Annotated in this window: 17 protein-coding genes; 8 read left to right on the top strand and 9 right to left on the bottom strand. The window is 64.1% G+C overall.

What is annotated here, in order from left to right:
- Positions 1-15: 15 nt before the first annotated feature.
- The 3 genes from waaC to CLU93_RS15585 all read right to left on the bottom strand — a co-directional run bounded on the left by waaC (position 16) and on the right by CLU93_RS15585 (position 2,845).
- On the bottom strand, positions 16-1,038 hold the full coding sequence (gene waaC, locus CLU93_RS15595) for a lipopolysaccharide heptosyltransferase I (RefSeq protein WP_099762185.1): 1,023 nt from the start codon (positions 1,036-1,038) through the stop codon (positions 16-18).
- 4 nt (positions 1,039-1,042) lie between these two features.
- Entirely contained in the window at positions 1,043-2,437 is a 1,395-nt protein-coding gene (locus CLU93_RS15590; protein WP_099762184.1) for a phosphomannomutase/phosphoglucomutase, read from the bottom strand.
- Between the two features lie 99 nt (positions 2,438-2,536).
- A complete protein-coding gene (locus CLU93_RS15585) occupies positions 2,537-2,845 on the bottom strand; it encodes an H-NS histone family protein (RefSeq protein WP_099762183.1) in 309 nt (102 codons plus the stop codon).
- A 440-nt stretch (positions 2,846-3,285) separates the two neighbouring features.
- Between CLU93_RS15585 and CLU93_RS15580 the strand changes: the two genes are divergently transcribed.
- The 7 genes from CLU93_RS15580 (at position 3,286) to CLU93_RS15550 (ending at position 9,724) form a co-directional block, all read left to right on the top strand.
- Positions 3,286-4,125, top strand: a complete 840-nt coding sequence (locus CLU93_RS15580) for a symmetrical bis(5'-nucleosyl)-tetraphosphatase (RefSeq protein ID WP_099762182.1) — start codon at positions 3,286-3,288, stop codon at positions 4,123-4,125.
- A 93-nt stretch (positions 4,126-4,218) separates the two neighbouring features.
- Positions 4,219-5,139 (top strand): AraC family transcriptional regulator, encoded by a 921-nt coding sequence (locus CLU93_RS15575; RefSeq protein ID WP_099762181.1) that lies wholly within the window; start codon positions 4,219-4,221, stop codon positions 5,137-5,139.
- A 129-nt stretch (positions 5,140-5,268) separates the two neighbouring features.
- Positions 5,269-5,823 carry a carboxymuconolactone decarboxylase family protein gene (locus tag CLU93_RS15570; protein ID WP_099762180.1) on the top strand — a complete coding sequence of 185 codons (555 nt, stop codon included), beginning with the start codon at positions 5,269-5,271 and terminating at the stop codon, positions 5,821-5,823.
- Between the two features lies 1 nt (position 5,824).
- Positions 5,825-6,904 carry an acyl-CoA dehydrogenase family protein gene (locus CLU93_RS15565; RefSeq protein WP_099762179.1) on the top strand — a complete coding sequence of 360 codons (1,080 nt, stop codon included), beginning with the start codon at positions 5,825-5,827 and terminating at the stop codon, positions 6,902-6,904.
- A complete protein-coding gene (locus tag CLU93_RS15560; protein WP_099762178.1) occupies positions 6,901-7,695 on the top strand; it encodes an ABC transporter ATP-binding protein in 795 nt (264 codons plus the stop codon). Before CLU93_RS15565 ends, CLU93_RS15560 begins: the two co-directional genes overlap by 4 nt.
- A 17-nt stretch (positions 7,696-7,712) precedes the next feature.
- The gene (locus tag CLU93_RS15555) at positions 7,713-8,957 is read left to right on the top strand and encodes an ABC transporter substrate-binding protein (protein ID WP_099762177.1); all 1,245 of its coding nucleotides are present in this window, start codon (positions 7,713-7,715) and stop codon (positions 8,955-8,957) included.
- A 2-nt stretch (positions 8,958-8,959) separates the two neighbouring features.
- Complete coding sequence (locus tag CLU93_RS15550) at positions 8,960-9,724, top strand: ABC transporter permease (RefSeq protein ID WP_180287863.1); 765 nt, start codon at positions 8,960-8,962, stop codon at positions 9,722-9,724.
- Here the strand turns inward: CLU93_RS15550 and CLU93_RS15545 are convergent.
- The 6 genes from CLU93_RS15545 to CLU93_RS15520 all read right to left on the bottom strand — a co-directional run bounded on the left by CLU93_RS15545 (position 9,714) and on the right by CLU93_RS15520 (position 14,456).
- Positions 9,714-10,463: a lysophospholipid acyltransferase family protein gene (locus tag CLU93_RS15545; protein ID WP_099762176.1), complete on the bottom strand. Its 750-nt coding sequence runs from the start codon at positions 10,461-10,463 to the stop codon at positions 9,714-9,716. The genes CLU93_RS15550 and CLU93_RS15545 overlap by 11 nt on opposite strands.
- 147 nt (positions 10,464-10,610) lie before the next feature.
- Positions 10,611-11,912, bottom strand: a complete 1,302-nt coding sequence (locus CLU93_RS15540; protein ID WP_099762175.1) for a dihydroorotase — start codon at positions 11,910-11,912, stop codon at positions 10,611-10,613.
- Between the two features lie 24 nt (positions 11,913-11,936).
- Positions 11,937-12,902 carry an aspartate carbamoyltransferase catalytic subunit gene (locus CLU93_RS15535; protein ID WP_034746695.1) on the bottom strand — a complete coding sequence of 322 codons (966 nt, stop codon included), beginning with the start codon at positions 12,900-12,902 and terminating at the stop codon, positions 11,937-11,939.
- Positions 12,895-13,419 carry a bifunctional pyr operon transcriptional regulator/uracil phosphoribosyltransferase PyrR gene (pyrR, locus tag CLU93_RS15530; RefSeq protein WP_071075539.1) on the bottom strand — a complete coding sequence of 175 codons (525 nt, stop codon included), beginning with the start codon at positions 13,417-13,419 and terminating at the stop codon, positions 12,895-12,897. Before pyrR ends, CLU93_RS15535 begins: the two co-directional genes overlap by 8 nt.
- A 39-nt stretch (positions 13,420-13,458) precedes the next feature.
- Positions 13,459-13,857 (bottom strand): Holliday junction resolvase RuvX, encoded by a 399-nt coding sequence (gene ruvX / locus CLU93_RS15525; protein WP_232730726.1) that lies wholly within the window; start codon positions 13,855-13,857, stop codon positions 13,459-13,461.
- Entirely contained in the window at positions 13,854-14,456 is a 603-nt protein-coding gene (locus CLU93_RS15520; RefSeq protein WP_099762174.1) for a YqgE/AlgH family protein, read from the bottom strand. The genes ruvX and CLU93_RS15520 overlap by 4 nt, the downstream gene beginning before the upstream one ends.
- Before the next feature lie 392 nt (positions 14,457-14,848).
- On the opposite strand from CLU93_RS15520, the gene CLU93_RS15515 reads away from it, so the two are divergent.
- Positions 14,849-16,312 (top strand): cryptochrome/photolyase family protein, encoded by a 1,464-nt coding sequence (locus CLU93_RS15515; protein ID WP_099762173.1) that lies wholly within the window; start codon positions 14,849-14,851, stop codon positions 16,310-16,312.
- Positions 16,313-16,476: the final 164 nt, after the last annotated feature.

Here is a 16,476-nt window from a genome sequence, read left to right as displayed (position 1 = left end):
TAGGTAACGTTGAAGTCAGGCGGGAGGATAGTCGGCCAGCAGGCGCTGTGCCGCGGCCAGCACTTCCGGCACGCCGGGCGGCGAACCCTTGTCGCCCAGGTTGATGATTTTCGGCGACCAGTTGCCTTCCGTTTTCCACAGCGGCGAATCAGCATAGATTTCCACCGTCGGACGCACAAAGGCGGCAGCGATATGCGTCAGGCCCGTGTCGACGCCGACCACCAGGGCCGCGTGGCGCGCCAGCAGCGTGGCCTCGCCCATCGACAGCTTCGGCAGCACGCGCGCATGTGGCAGGCTGGCCGCCAGCACTTCTGCTTCGGCCTTTTCCTTGGGCGAACCCCAGGGCAGCAAAATCGGCATGGGCGCGAGCGCCTGGCCCAGGGCGATCCAGTGCTCCGGCGCCCATTTCTTGGCGTCACGCGCGGTGCCGTGGAAATACACGCAGTATGGCGCCGCACCCATCCAGTCCGGGCGCGGCTCGCTGGCTGACACTTCCGGCAAGCCGAAATCGGCCGGCGTGTCGAGCGTGTAGCCGAGTGCCGCGGCGGCCACCAGGCGGCCGCGCGCTACCGCATGCGTGCGTGGATCGAGCGGAATGCTTTTCGTGTGAAAGATGCGCGAGATACCTTCGTAGCCCGAGCCTTCGCTGCCATTCGCCAGGCCGACCTTCTGCCCGCCCGGCGCCAGGCGCGCGGCGCCCATGATGACGCCCGTCTTGAGCAAGCCCTGGGTATCGAACACGTAATCGTAGCGCGTCTGGCGCAGGCTGCGGAAGAAGGCGGCGATTTCCGCCCGCGTCTCCTTCTTGCCCAGGCCCTTGCGCCAGCGCCGCAGCGCGAACGGGAAGATGGTACCCACGCGCGGGTTCAGGCGCACCAGGCTGGTGTAGCCTTCCTCGACCACCCAGTCGATGGTCGCATGCGGATAATGGCGGGCGATGTCCGCCACCATCGGCAGGTTATGCAGCACGTCACCCAGCGAAGATACCCTCACCAGCAGGATTTTCAAGGGCGCCTGTGCGCCAGATTGACCGGCCATGCTGTCAGAACGGCAGTACGGCGTCAGGCTTGGCGGCCAGGATCACGCTCTTGAACTGTCCCTGGATGCGCGCCAGCGCTGCCGGCGTTTCCGCTTCAAAACGCATGACGATCACCGGCGTGGTGTTGGACGAACGGGCCAGGCCGAAGCCGTCCGCGTACTCCACGCGCAAGCCGTCGATGGTGATGATCTGTTCGTTACCCGGGAAGACGGCGTCGCGGCGCAGCATGTCCATCAGCGCGACGTTCTCGCCTTCCTGCAATTCCAGGTGCAGTTCCGGCGTGCTGTCGGACTGCGGCAGGGAATTCAACAAGGCCGATGGATCTGCCTCGCGCGTCAGGATTTCCAGCAGGCGCGCGGCCGAATACATGCCGTCGTCGAAACCGTACCAGCGGTCCTTGAAGAAGATATGGCCGCTCATTTCGCCGCCCAGCGGCGCACCCGTCTCACGCAGCTTGGCTTTTACCAGCGAGTGACCGGTCTTGTACATCAGCGGCACGCCGCCATGCTTGCTGATCCACGGCGCCAGGTGGCGCGTGCATTTCACGTCATACAGGATTTGCGCGCCCGGATGGCGGGTCAGCACGTCGGCGGCAAACAGCATCATCTGGCGGTCAGGGTAGATGATCTGGCCATCCTTGGTGACCACGCCCAGACGGTCGCCATCGCCATCGAAGGCGATGCCGATCTCCGCATCCGTCTCGGCCAGGCAGCGGATCAGGTCTTGCAGGTTTTCCGGATGCGCCGGGTCCGGATGGTGGTTCGGGAAATTGCCATCGACGTCGCAGAACAGTTCGATGACTTCGCAGCCCATGCCGCGGAACAGGTCGCCCGCGAAGGCGCCGGCCACGCCATTGCCGCAATCGACGGCGATCTTGATCGGGCGCGCCAGCTTGACGTCGCCCAGGATGCGCTGCAGGTAGGCGGCGCGGATATCGTGGGTCGCATAGGCTCCCGGGTTGGCAACGTCCTTGGCGCTGGCGCTGCCGTCGTGGGCGACGATGCTGTGGTACAGCGCCTGGATCGCTTCGCCGTGGATCGCTTCGCCCGCCAGCACCATCTTGAAACCATTGTAGTCAGGCGGATTGTGACTGCCCGTGACCATGATGCCGGAACGCGTGTCGAGCACATTCGTGCCGAAGTACACCATCGGCGTGGCCACCACGCCCAGGTCGATCACGTCGACGCCTGCCGCTTGCAAGCCTTGCGCCAGCGCCGCCGTCAGTTCCGGTCCCGACAGGCGGCCATCGCGGCCGATCACGACCCGCTGCTCACCTTTGGCCAGGGCGGCCTGGCCAAATGCCTGACCGATCTTGTAGGCCACGCTGGCATCGAGGGTTTTAGCGATGATGCCGCGAATATCGTAGGCCTTGAAGATCGTTCTGGACAATGGAAGCATGGTGTGGGCGCTATCAGTATAAGTAAGGGTATCGATAAGGTGCCTGGCAAGGTACAGCGCGTGGCTGGCAGCTTGCCACTGCGCCAAGAGTATACCGAATTATACGCGCAGCAGATCGATGGACTTGCCCGATTCCACCCACTGCCTGACCCACAGCGGCTGGCGACCACGACCTGTCCATTGTTGAGTAGCATTGTCAGGATGGCGATAACGTACCGCGACTTTGCCCGTGCGCGGGTGCAAGCCGTCGAGTATCAGCTGTTTCAGCGGAATACCCGCTTGCTGCGCGATGGCCATGATCTGTTCGCGCGCCTTGTTCAAATCTTCACGCTCGCGGCTGTTCAATTCCTGCTTCACATTATCTTCCAGCTTGCGCAATTCCAGCATCGTCATCATTGACAGATCCATCCTGTATATCCTTTATATTCAATTAAATAATAAAATCACGTGGAATATACTACATTGCATAAAAATCCGCGCACGGTAACGTAATTCCTCGTTGCCTGAATGACAGACCGCGATTCATTTACCGGTTCAACATTAAGATTAAATGAAGAATATGTCGAAACCACGTGCGGAAACATGAATAAACATGAATAAAATGACATTCTGGCTGGTATGGCACGGTCATCGATTCCAGAAAATATGCCAGGCAATGATTATCGCGATAATCGCGATAAAGCAGCGAAATATTCAGCTAAAGTAAATGCCCATATAAAATAATCGTGTCCGGCCTTTCCCTTCCGACCGGCCATGCGCGCAATCCGGCATCAGCCAGAAAAGCTCCCGACGACCAAGGGCAGCCATGTTTATAATGCATGCGCGTAGTTCACTTCACCCTGGTACCTATGAAAACTTACTTTATCGGCGATCTGCAAGGCTGCCATGCACAAACCGTCGAACTGATCGAACGGATCCAGGAGGCAGCGGATGGCCCGTACCGGCTGCTGTTCGCGGGCGACTTGATCAACCGCGGCCCGGCCTCGCTGGCCACCCTGCGCCACATTTACGCGTTGGCGCAGCAAGGCCTGGCCGACAGTGTCCTGGGCAACCATGACTTGCATTTGCTGGCCGTGGCCAACGGCATCCGGCCCGAGCATGCGTCCGATACGCTGGCCGAGATCCTCGACGCGCCCGATCGCGACGAGTTGATCACCTGGCTGCGCCAGCGGCCGCTCGCCTTGCAGCACCAGGGACATGTGCTCGTGCATGCGGGCTTGCTGCCGCAATGGAGCGCGACCCAGGCTTTGTCCCTGAGCGAGGAAGTGTCGAGCATGCTGCGCAGCGATGGCTGGGTGGCGTTCCTGCACAGCATGTACGGCAACGAGCCGGCCGCCTGGCGCGACGATCTGCAGGGCGCCGACCGGCTGCGCTGTATCGTCAACGCCATGACGCGGCTGCGCTTTTGTACGCCGGACGGCGTGATGGACTTCAAGATGAAGGAGAGCGGCAGCGCGCCACCGGGCTCCGGTCTGCTGCCGTGGTTCGACGTGCCGGGCCGGCGCAGCGCGGGCGACACTGTCGTCTTCGGCCACTGGTCGGCGCTGGGACTGCAGTTGCGACCCGACCTGATCGGCCTCGATAGCGGCTGCGTCTGGGGCGGGAAACTGTCGGCCGTGTGCCTGGAAGATCGCTCGCTGCTGCAAGTCGACTGTCCCGCCTTTCAGCAGCACAGTGGCAAGCGGTAAGTGCTACGCATGGCGCGCATATGCTTAATCGAAATCGGTCGTTGGCCCTGGCGCGCCGGCGCCGTATGATGCAGCTTTTGCCTGTGCCATCCCATGCATCCTGATACCGACAGACTGGCGCGCTGGCTGCTCGGCAGCCTGGAACTCGACACCGCCGTCCTGCATGTGGGCCAGTACTGCGGCCGCTGGCGCGCTTCCACGGCGGGCCGGGAACTGGGCAGCTTTCACCTGGTGCTCGATGGCCACTGCTATTTGCACCTCGATGGCGCCGCGCCGATAGCGCTCGGCCCGCGCGACGGCGTCTTCCTGCTGCGCGACTTGCCGCATTTCCTCAGCCCGCACAGCGATCCGCTGCAGGCAGTCAGCGCGCAAGCCATGCTGCCGCTGCAAACACCCACGCAGCAGCCGGCGACGGCGCTGGCCTGCGGCTTCTTTCAATTTCGCGGCGCCCTTTCCGCGCTGATCGTCGACTCCTTCCCGCCATATCTGCTGATACGCGGCGACGCACCCGCCTTCAGCGCCGCCGCCGCGCTGTTCGACCTGATTCTGCTTGAAGCGGGCGGCGATCCGGAGCAACCGTCGCCGCTCATCGCACGCCTGGTCGAACTGCTGTTCTTTTACCTGATCCGCCACGTGGCGCAGGGCGAGCAGGTGGCGGCCGGCCTGCTGTCGCTGCTGCACCAGCCCGCATTTTCGCCGCTGCTCGAACGCATGCTCGACGCCCCCGCCGACGACTGGTCGATCGAGAACATGGCCAAGGCAGCGTGCATGTCGCGCGCCAGCTTCTGCAAGCATTTCGCCAGCGCCAGCGGCCATTCGCCGGCCCAATTCCTGCTCCTGCTGCGCATGAAGATCGCGGCACGCCGGCTGCACGACGGCGTCTCCGTCGAACGCGCGGCCGAACTGGTGGGTTACCGCTCGCACGCCGCCTTTACGCGCGCCTTCAAGCGGGTCACGGGCGAGCAACCGGGTGCCTACCGGCGCGACCAGCGATTGCGCCAGCTGGCCAGCTAAGAGCCTGCCGGAATCAAGGATCACACAATCGCAGACGAACGAGCACAAAAGGACGACGCTGACGTCTGTTGCGTGCGCGATATGGCCGATATAATGCCCGGGTGACTTACCAACTTAGCAAGGTACCCCATGTCCCGTCTGACGCTGCACACTCTCGATACCGCCCCGGCCGATAGCCGCCCCTTCGTGGAAAAGGCCATCGCCAACAATGGCTTCCTGCCCAACCTGATCGGCGTGCTGGCCAATGCCCCGCTGGCGCTGGAAACCTACCTGACCGTCTCCGGCATCAATGCGCGCGCCAGCCTGACGTTAATGGAACGCGAAGTGGTGCAAATTACGGCCGCGCGCATCCACGGCTGCGATTTTTGCATCGCCGGCCATAGCGCCATCTCGCTGAAAAAAGCGGGCCAGACGCCCGACATCGTGCGCGCGCTGCAGCACGGCCAGCAGACGGGCGACGTCAAACTCGACGCCGTCGCCGCCTTCGCCACGGCCGTCATCGCCACGCGCGGCGCCGTCAGCGACGCCGAATATCAAGCCTTCCTGGCCGCCGGCTACAACGAGCAGCAGGCGCTGGAAGTCGTGCTGGGCATCAGCCTGGCCACCCTGTGCAATTTTTCCAACAGCCTGGCCGGCACGCCCGTCAATCCGCAATTGACGCCCTACCTGCCTGGCGCCGTCTGACATGGGCCACCTCCATCACTGGCTGCACATGCATGCCGACCAGCTCGACCAATCGTCGGAACTGGCAGAAACCGTACTTCCCGCGCTGGCCGGCGACCAGCTGCTGACCATCGGCGTGCCGCAGGAGCACGGCGGCGCGGGCGGTGACGTGCGCGACGCCATCGACGCCATCGCCAACGTCGCCGAGCAATCGGTCACGGCGGCCTTTGTCTTCTGGGGCCAGCGCTGCTTCATCGAATTCCTGCTGCAAAGCGAGAACCGCGCGCTGGCCGAGCGCCGCTTGCCCGGCCTGCTGGCTGGCACGCAGGCAGGCGCCAGCGGCCTGTCGAACGCCATGAAATTCTTGTCCGGCATCGAGCAGCTGCAAATCACGGGCGTGCGCCACAATGACGGCTTGCTGGTCGACGGCGGCCTGGCCTGGGTGACGAACTTGCGCAAGGCGGGCTTTGTCGCGGCGGCCGCCGTGGCGCCCAACGACGGTGCGCCACCGGCCATCGTCGCCTTCGACAGCGGCACGCCAGGCGTGCAGCGCAGCGACGACCTGGACCTGATCGCCCTGCGCGGCAGCAATACGGCCTCCGTCAAGCTGACGCAGGTGCACATCCCCGCTGCGGACATCATCAGCGACAACGCGCCAGCCTGGCTGCCGCAGGTGCGCCCCTCGTTCCTCGGCATGCAGTGCGGCCTGTCGATCGGCCTGGCGCGCGCCAGCCTGGCAAAGGCGGCGCAGATCTCGGCCGGCTCGCGCAACGCGCTCACGCCACGCATCGAAGCGCTGCAAGCGACCCTGGAGGCAGCTGTCGACACCTTGCTGGCCGGCGTGCACGATGGCCGCTTCAAGACGCAGGCGCCGGCCATGTTCCGCCTGCGCATACAGCTGGCCGACGTGCTGCAGCAGGCGCTGATGCTGGAACTGCAGGCGATGGGCGGGCGTGCCTACCTGAACGCGGAGCAGCAGGGCTTTGCGCGCCGCTGGCGCGAGTCGTCGTTCATCCCCATCGTCACCCCGAGCCTGACGCAATTGCAGGCAGCCTTACAGCTGTTCGACAGCCAGCAGGCGGCTGCGGGAGCGTCGGCATGAGCGTTGCTGATTGGGCCTTGCAGGCGCAGGATCTGAGCTACGCCTATCCGGGCACGGCACCCGTGTTCCAGCATGTCTCGCTGGGCGTGCGCAAGCGCGAAATCGTCTGTCTGCTGGGCGGCAGCGGCTGCGGCAAATCGAGCCTGCTGCGCGTGCTGGCCGGCTTGCAGCCGCCATCGACGGGAGATATCCAGTTTCTCGACGCGCCCATGCGCGAACCGGACCCGCGCAGCGCCCTCGTCTTCCAGCAGGCGAGCCTGTTGCCGTGGCTGAACGTCACTGGCAACGCCGGCTTCGGCCTGGATTTCAAGCACCAGCCGCAGCTCACGCGCGAAGCGCATCAGGCGCGCGTGGCGCAAGCCATCGAAGCGGTGGGTTTGAAAGGCCGCGAAAAGCTGTATCCATCCGCGCTGTCGGGCGGCATGGCGCAGCGCGTGGCCCTGGCCCGTGCGCTGGCGCGCGAACCGGAACTGCTGTTCGCCGATGAGCCGTTTTCCGCCCTCGACGCCATCACGCGCGCCGAGATGCAGTCGCTGCTGGTCGACGTGGTACACCGCTGGCATACGGCCGTGCTGCTCGTCACGCACGATATCGATGAAGCGATCCTCGTGGCCGACCGCATCTTGCTGATGGGCGGCAAACCCGGCAACATCGTGCGCGAATGGCCCGTTGCCATCGCCCAGCCGCGCATCGGCCACAGCGCCGACGTCATCGCCCTGAAAATGGACATCCTCGACGCGCTGCAGGCGCTGCAAAAGCAGGATCAAACGCCCGCCTTCGCCCCCAATTAAACGACCGGAACTTTCCCATGACATTCGAAGATCAAAACAAACCCCTGCACATCTGCGCCTCGTCCGATTGCGACTGCGGCCTGACGCGGCGCGACTTCCTGCGCATGTCGGCCCTGGCCACGGCCAGCGTCGCTTCGCCGCTGCTGTTCGCCGGCGACGCCATGGCCCAGCAAGGCCCGAAAGGCGACGACCAGCCCGTGAAAATCGGCTACCTGCCGATCACCGACGCCACCCCGCTGCTGGTCGCCCACGCCCGCAAACTGTTCGAAGCGGAAGGCTTGCAGGCGGAAACACCGCGCCTGTTCCGCAGCTGGGCACAGATCATCGAAGCCTTCGTCGCCGGCCAGGTCAACGTCATCCATTTGCTGTCGCCGGCCACCCTGTGGGTGCGCTACGGCGCCAAGTTCCCGGCGAAGGTCGTCGCCTGGAACCACGTCAACGGCTCCGCGCTGACGGTGGCCAACGAGATCAACAAGGTCTCCGAGCTGGGCGGGCGCACGGTCGCCATCCCGTTCTGGTACTCGATCCACAACATCCTGCTGCAGCAAATCCTGTCCTCGAATGGCCTGACCCCGGTCACGCGCGCGCGCAACGCCACCATTAAATCGAATGAAGTGAACCTGATCGTGCTGGCGCCGGCTGAAATGGTCTCGGCCCTGGCCAGCAAGTCGATTGCCGGCTACATCGTGGCCGAGCCGTTCAATGCGGCGGCGGAAAACGCCGGCATCGGCAAGATCCTGCGCTTCTCAGGCGACGTGTGGAAAAACCATGCGTGCTGCGTCACCTTCCTGTCCGAGCGCGACATCAACACGCGTCCCGAATGGGCGCAGAAGGTCACCAACGCCATCGTCAAGGCGCAGCTGTGGACGCGCTCGAACCAGGTCGACACGGCCAAGCTGCTGTCGAACGTGGGCGAGCACCGCTACACGCCGCATCCGCTGCAGGTGCTGACCAAGGTGCTGGCCACCACCGATTACGCGAGCTACGAAAAACAGGGCCTGATCGTGCACAAGAACTGGCAGCAGCGCCGCATCGACTTCCAGCCGTATCCGTTCGCCTCGTACACGGAAGAACTGGTGCGCGCCATCGGCCGCACCAAGGTCGAAGGCGATACGCGCTTCCTGGCCAATCTCGATCCGAAATTCGCCGCACGCGACCTGGTCGATGACCGCTTCGTGCGCAAGGCAATCACCGCAGTCGGTGGCCCCGCCGCCTTCGGCTTGCCGGCCAACCTGCTGCGCAGCGAAACCGTGGCGGTCTGACGATGGCACAGAAGTTGTTGACGAAGTTCGGCCTGCCCCTGGTGGGATTGGCCTGTGCCGTGCTGTTGTGGTCCATGGGCGTGACGGCGCTGGAGAAATCCACGCCCATCGCCACCGCCTTCGCGCCCTTGCCAACGGCGCTGGCGTTCCGGGAAATGCTGGGCGGCTCGGATATCTGGCTGCACGTGGTACTGAGCCTGCAAAGGGTGGCTGTCGGCCTGGGGCTGGCGATCATCATCGGCGTGCCGCTGGGCGTGCTGGTGGCCATGTCGAAAAGCTTTTCCGGCGCGGCCATGCCGCTGTTCCAGCTGCTGCGCATGATTTCGCCGTTGTCGTGGATGCCGATTGCCGTGATGGTGCTGGGGGTGGGCGACGCGCCCGTGTACTTCCTGCTGGCGTTTGCGGCCGTCTGGCCGATCCTGCTCAATACGGCGGCCGGCGTGGCGCGGCTCGATCCGAACTGGCTGCTGCTGGCGCGCAGCCTGTCGGCCACGCGCAGCGAGATCGTCTTCAAGGTGATTTTGCCGGGCATTACGGCCGATATTCTGACGGGCGTGCGCCTGGCCATCGGCATCATCTGGATCGTGCTGGTGCCAGCGGAAATGCTGGGCGTGTCGGCCGGCCTTGGCTACTTCATCCTCGACACGCGCGACCGCCTCGCGTATTCGGAGCTGATGGCCGCCATCGTGCTGATCGGGATTCTAGGGTTTATGCTTGACTACCTGGCCCGCGCCGCGCATGCGCGCTGGCTGCACGTCAAGAACTAAGCTGTTCCAGCGGCAGCGCGGCGGCCACCGCCGCCTGCGTTGCCGCCGCCAGTTCACGCCGGTGCGCGCCAGCCGTGGCTTCCGGCGCCAGGCAGGTCAGGCGCGCCGTGATGGGCGGCCCGCTCAGGATCGCCACCATGCTTTGCGCAAAGCTCATGTCGCCGATGAAGTCGACGGCGTGATGCAAGGCCCCCTTGTCATCCACATACACGAGCGCGAACGGCTGCACCGGCACTTGCGCGTCGATGGCCGCCTCGAACAGGTTGGCGTGAAACGGCAAAATCTGCCCTTGCGCAGCGGTGGTACCCTCGGGGAAGAACGCAATGCGCTCGCCCGCCGTCAATTTATCCACCAGGCCCTGGAAGATCAGGCGCAGGTCACGCTTGCTGCCGCGCGAAATGAAGATGGTGCCGGCGCGACCCGCCAGCCAGCCGAGGATAGGCCAGGCGCGGATTTCCGCCTTGGCGACGAAACGGCAGGGATGGACGGCATTGATGACGAAGATGTCGAGCCACGAAACGTGGTTCGCCACCACCATCGCATGCTCGAGTGCCGGCACGCTGTCGGCCGGCTGCGCCACGTGCACGCCGCAGATGTCGAGCAACTGCGTCGACCAGCGGCGGATGCGCCGGTTGCGCCCCTCCAGGTCCAGCCAGGGGAACAGCACGGCGCTCTTGGCCATGCCGCAGCCCAGGTGAATGGCGATACGCGCGAGGCGGTAGGTAAGCAGAAGTTTCAAATGACACCAAGGTTGGAAGCAAATCCATGCAGCCGCGTAGGTCGGCTTAGCTGCGCCGGTAAGGCGCTGCGTAAGCCGACAGGAGCCGCCATGGACTTGTCGGATTACGCGTACCGCTAATCCGACCTACGGCTCCGATACAAATAATTAACGCTGAAACGCCACCCGTCCGGCCACGATGGTCGCCTTGACGATGCCGCTCAGCTCATAGCCGAGGAAAGGCGTGTGCTTGCCCTGGCTGGCCAGCGACGCCGACGACACGGTCCAGCGCGCGGCGGGATCGAAGACGCAGATGTCGGCCGCTTCGCCCACGGCCAGGCTGCCGGCCGGAATACCGGCGACACGGGCCGCATCGGACGTGACCTTGGCCACGGCGCGCGCCAGCGGACGCGCGCCCGCTTGCGGCTGGTTCAAGGCATAGTCGTCGGCCCATTTCAGGGCCAGCGACAGCAGCAGTTCCAGGCCCGTGGCACCGGGCGACGCTTCGCCGAACGGCAGCAGCTTTTCATCGTCGTCGACGGGCGTGTGGTCCGAGCACATTGCGTCCACCGTGCCATCGAGCAGACCGGCGCGGATCGCATCGCGGTCGCGCTGGCTGCGGAACGGCGGCGTGACGCGCGCGTTCGAATCGAAAAAGCCGATGTCGGCATCCGTCAGATGCACGTGGTGCACGCCCACGTCGCAGGTGACGGGCAAGCCTTCGGCCTTGGCGGCGCGGATCAGTTCCAGGCCCGCCGCCGACGAGATACGGCACAGGTGCACGCGCGCGCGGCTGGCGCGCATCAATTCAAAGATCGTGTGCAGGGCGATGGTTTCGGACATCACGGGTACGCCCGACAGACCCAGGCGCGAGGCCAGCGGACCGCTGTGGGCGATGCCGCCGCGACCGATATGCGGATCCTGCGGGCGCAGCCAGACCGTGTAGCCGAAGGTATTCGCGTACTGCATCGCGCGCAGCAGCACGGTGGTGTCTTCGATCGGCTCCTCCGCCTGCGCGAAGCCGATGCAGCCCGCTTCCGTCAGTTCCGCCATTTCCGTCAGCGACTTACCTTTCAAGCCCATGGTCAGCGCACCCAGCGGGTGCACGTGGGCCTTGTTCTGCGTCTTGGCGCGGTATTTCAGCATCTCCACCAGGCCCGGCTCATCTAACACCGGATCGGTGTCGGGCGGGCACACCAGGCTCGTGACGCCACCTTGCAGCGCCGCCTGCAATTCCGATTCCAGCGTCGCCTTGTATTCGTAGCCCGGCTCGCGCAGGCGCGCGGACAGGTCGACCAGGCCGGGGGACACCACCAGGCCGGCCGCGTCAAAGGTGGTATCGGCCTTGAAACCGGCCGGGGCGCTGCCCACGGCCAGCACTTTGCCATCGGCGATAAACAGGTCTTGCAAGCCATCGATGCCGTTGGCAGGGTCGATCAGGTGGCCGTTCTTGATATGTAGTGTCGTCATGCTCGCTTACTCGTCCTTGGGCTATCAGCCCTGATTACCAGCCAAAATACTCATCACCGCCATGCGCACGGCGATACCGAACGTCACCTGCGGCAGGATCACCGCCTGCGGACCGTCGGCCACGGCCGAATCGATTTCCACGCCACGGTTCATCGGGCCCGGATGCATGACGATGGCGTCCGGTTTCGCCAGCGCCAGGCGCTCGGGCGTCAGGCCGTAGCTCTTGAAATATTCCTGCGCCGAGGGCAGCAACGCGCCGCTCATGCGTTCATTCTGCAGGCGCAGCATGATGATCACGTCCACGCCCTTGAGGCCTTCATCCATGTTGGTGAAGGTGCGCACGCCCATTTGCTCCAGGCCGCCCGGCAGCAAAGTGTGCGGGCCGATGGCGCGCACTTCCGGCACGCCCAGGGTGGTCAGCGCGTGGATGTCGGAACGCGCCACGCGGCTGTGCAGGATGTCGCCCACGATGGCCACCGTCAGGTTGGTGAAATCCTTCTTGTAGTGGCGGATCGTGTACATGTCGAGCAAGCCCTGGGTCGGGTGCGCGTGGCGTCCGTCGCCCGCGTTGACGACGTGGACGTGCGGCTGCTTGGTGTCGATCAGGTGCTTGGCGATCAGGTAGGGCGCGCCCGACTGCGCGTGGCGCACGACGAACATGTCGGCATGCATGGCCGACAGGTTGTCGATGGTGTCGAGCAGGGACTCGCCCTTGCTGGCCGACGAGGCCTGGATATTGAGGTTGATGACATCGGCCGACAGGCGCTTCGAGGCGATCTCGAAGGTGGTGCGGGTGCGCGTGGAGTTTTCAAAGAACAGATTGAAAACGCTCTTGCCGCGCATCAGCGGCACCTTTTTCACATCGCGGTCAGAAATGCCGACGAACGAGGAAGCGGTATCGAGGATGTGGTTGACGATAGACTTCGGCAGGCCTTCAATCGTCAGCAGATGTTGCAGTTCGCCGTGTTTATTCAGTTGCGGATTAAGCATGGTGGGTATCTAGGGTGAGCGTGAATTTTCCATCGTCGGCTTGCTTCAGGACCAGGGCCTGGCCCGCCGGCACGGCAGTGAAGGCCGCCACGAAATCGGCGGCCACCGGCAGCTGGCGCTCGCCGCGGTCGACCAGGGCGGCCAGCATGATCTTGGCCGGACGGCCATAGTCGAACAATTCATTGATGGCCGCGCGCGTGGTGCGGCCCGTGTACAGCACGTCGTCGACCAGCAGGATGGTGGCGCCGGCCACGTCGAAGGCGATCTGCGTCGGCTTGACGTCGGCATGCAGGCCTTTCTGGGCGAAGTCGTCGCGATAGAACGACACGTCGAGCACGCCCAGGCGATCGAGCAGGTTCAGGTCGCGCGCCAGGCGTTCGGCCAGCCAGGCGCCGCCCGAATGGATGCCGACGATGGCCACGTTGGGGATGCCCGCCAGGCCGCTCTGCACCTGCTGCAGCAAGACCGCGTACAGGGCCTCGGCGTCGAGTTGGGAAGGATTCGTAGGATGCGGCATAGAGTTCTTAATCATTCAGGGAGGGAGTCTAAGGTCAGATTAATAATTCGCGTCGAAATACTGTTGCAGGATGATGGCGGCGGCGCGGTCATCGATGACTTCGCCGCGTTTGGCAGCGATGACGGCCGAGGAATAACGTTCGTCGACCAGTTCCACCGGCAGGTTGAAGCGGCCATGCACCTGGTTGGCGAAACGGCGGCAACGCGCGCTCATCTCGTGTTCGGTGCCATCCGGATGGCTGGGCAAGCCCACCACGATGCGGCTCGCGCCCCACTCCTTGATCAGGCTATCGATGGCGGCAAACTTCGGCTCGTTCGCCGTGGCCGTGATCACGCTGAGCGGCTTGGCCTGGCAAATCATGCTATTGCCGATGGCCACGCCGATGCGTTTCAAGCCGAAATCGAAGGCGAGGATGGTGTCGATGGCGTCACCGCTCATGCGTGGCCAGCCTCACTCGCCAGCATGAGAGGGTCGATACCGAGCAATTTGATGGCCGCCACGTAACGCTGCTCGATGGGGAAGTCGAACAGGATGTCGGCCGAGGCACCCACCGTCAGCCAGCCGTTGCGGCCGATCTCGTCTTCCAGCTGACCCGGGCTCCAGCCCGAATAGCCGATCGACACCAGCATGCGCTCGGGACCATCGCCCTTGGCGACGGCTTCGAGCACGTCTATCGAGGTGGTAAACGCGATTTCATCGGTCACCGTCAGCGACGAGGAATAGTGCGCGCCCGGCGTATGCAGCACGAAGCCGCGGTCGTCCTGCACGGGGCCGCCGAACATGATCGGTTCGTTGATGATGGGCGTGTCGCTGCCGGCCGCCAGTTTCAGGTCGATGCGATCGAACAGCACTTCCATGGTCATGTCGGTGGGTTTGTTGATGACGACGCCCAGCACGCCGTTCTCATTGTGCTCGCAGACGTACACGACCGTGCCGCCGAAGACCGGATCTTGCATGGCCGGCATCGCGATCAGGAAATGGTTGGCCAGATTCAAGGTGGAGGAACCGGTCGCGGCCGGCTCTCCCACACCCTGCATCAAACGATGTCCTGGTAGAGTCTGGTCGATTTTACTCTTTTTCATACGCGATGCTCTCTCTGTGGGCTTGCTGGCAAGTCTCGCTTACCCCGCTATCGTACGCCTGGCGCAAGCTGCCGCGAATGCTGGGCGGCACGCACCGTGATGCCAGGCGCTATTCTTGTTATGTTGTAAATTTATTGTAAATTAATTATCAATTCGCCTGGCCTTGCGACTGCGCCATGCACGCTTTGCAACTGGCACAATCGCTGTCGCATATAAACCACCACGAACATACCTGCTAGTTTACACTGAATTGCCGCCGCAGCGACGCCAAAGGCACGACGCGCGCGGCCATAAAGCCCTGTTGGCGGCAAAAAATGGCCTATCTTTGACCCTGAACACGCAAAATAATGACAATCAAGACTTCCCTGGTGTGGTTCCGGCGCGATCTGCGCGCATTTGACCATGCTGCGTTGCATCACGCCCTGCGCCAGAGCCAGGCCGTGCATTGTGTCTTCGTCTACGACACCGCCATCCTGGCCGCGCTGCCGCGCCGCGACCGGCGGGTCGATTTCATCCATGCCAGCGTGGCCGAACTGGCCGGCGAGCTGCGCCAGCTGGGTGGCGACCTGATCGTGCTGCACGCGGACGCCGCCGAAGCCATCCCGCGCCTGGCCGCCGAGCTGAACGCCGACGCCGTGTTTGCCAACCACGACTACGAGCCGCAAGCGACCGCCCGCGACCGCAAGGTAGCGGCCGCGCTCACGCACGCGACGCGCCTGTGGTTCAGTTTCAAGGACCAGGTGATCTTTGAAAAGGACGAAGTGCTGACGCTTTCGGCCAGGCCGTACACGGTCTACACGCCGTACAAGAATGCCTGGCTGAAGAAAATGCGCGCCGAACCGGGCTGCCTGGCGCCGCTCGATATCGAACCGCATGCGGCCAGCCTGGCGCCGCCGCGCGCCAGCACGCCGGCCCCGCTGCCGACCTTGGGCGAGCTGGGTTTCGAGGCCAGCAACCTGGCCGAACTTGCCATTCCCACCGGCATGTCGGGCGCCAGCACGCTGTTCGAGGATTTCCTGCCGCGCCTGGCCCGCTATGACGTGGCGCGCGATTTTCCTGCCCTGAAGGGGCCGTCGTATTTGTCCATGCATCTGCGCTTCGGTACCGTGTCGCTGCGCTACCTGGTACGCACCATCGTCGACCTGATGGACCGGGGCGGTGGCGGCGACGGCGCGCCCGTATGGCTGGCCGAACTGATCTGGCGCGATTTCTACGCCATGATTTTGTACCAGAACCCGCATGTGGAAGGCGGCGCCTTCAAGCCGGCCTACGACGCCATCGCCTGGGAAACAGGACCCGAGGCCGATGCCGCCTTTGCCGCCTGGTGCGAGGGACGCACCGGCTATCCGCTGGTGGACGCGGCCATGGCACAGCTGAACCAGACGGGCTATATGCACAACCGGCTGCGCATGGTCACGGCCTGCTTTCTGATCAAGGATCTGGGCATCGACTGGCGCCGCGGCGAAGCGTATTTCGCGCTGCACCTGAATGACTTCGACCTGGCGTCGAACAACGGCGGCTGGCAATGGGCGTCGTCGTCCGGCTGCGATGCGCAACCCTACTTCCGCATTTTCAACCCCATCACGCAGTCGGAAAAATTCGATGCGAACGGACGCTTCATCCGCCGCTACCTGCCGCAGCTGAAGGCGCTGGGCGACAAGGAAATCCACGCGCCCTGGCTGGTGCCGCGCATGCTGCTCGAGCAAAAAAACATCGTGCTGGGACGCGATTATCCGGAGCCGCTGGTGCAGCACGATGCGGCGCGCAAGGAGACGCTGGAGCGCTATGCCGTGGTGAAGGTGGTGGCGTAGGTCGGATTAGCGGGGCAAGGCCTCGCGTAATCCGACGATATTGTTGCTTTGGCCGGTGGTGGTGTCGGGTTACGCGCTGTGCGCTAACCCGACCTACGCCACGTCACCGCCCAGCAAACGCCCCACTTCCGCCAGCAATAGCGGCGCGCAAGGAAACCCTGGAG

The sequence above is a fragment of the Janthinobacterium sp. 35 genome (genome assembly GCF_002754575.1).
Taxonomy (GTDB): Bacteria; Pseudomonadota; Gammaproteobacteria; order Burkholderiales; family Burkholderiaceae_D; genus Janthinobacterium; species Janthinobacterium tructae.
Note: the sequence above shows the minus strand (reverse complement) of the source record. Positions and strands in the feature narration are given on the sequence as shown.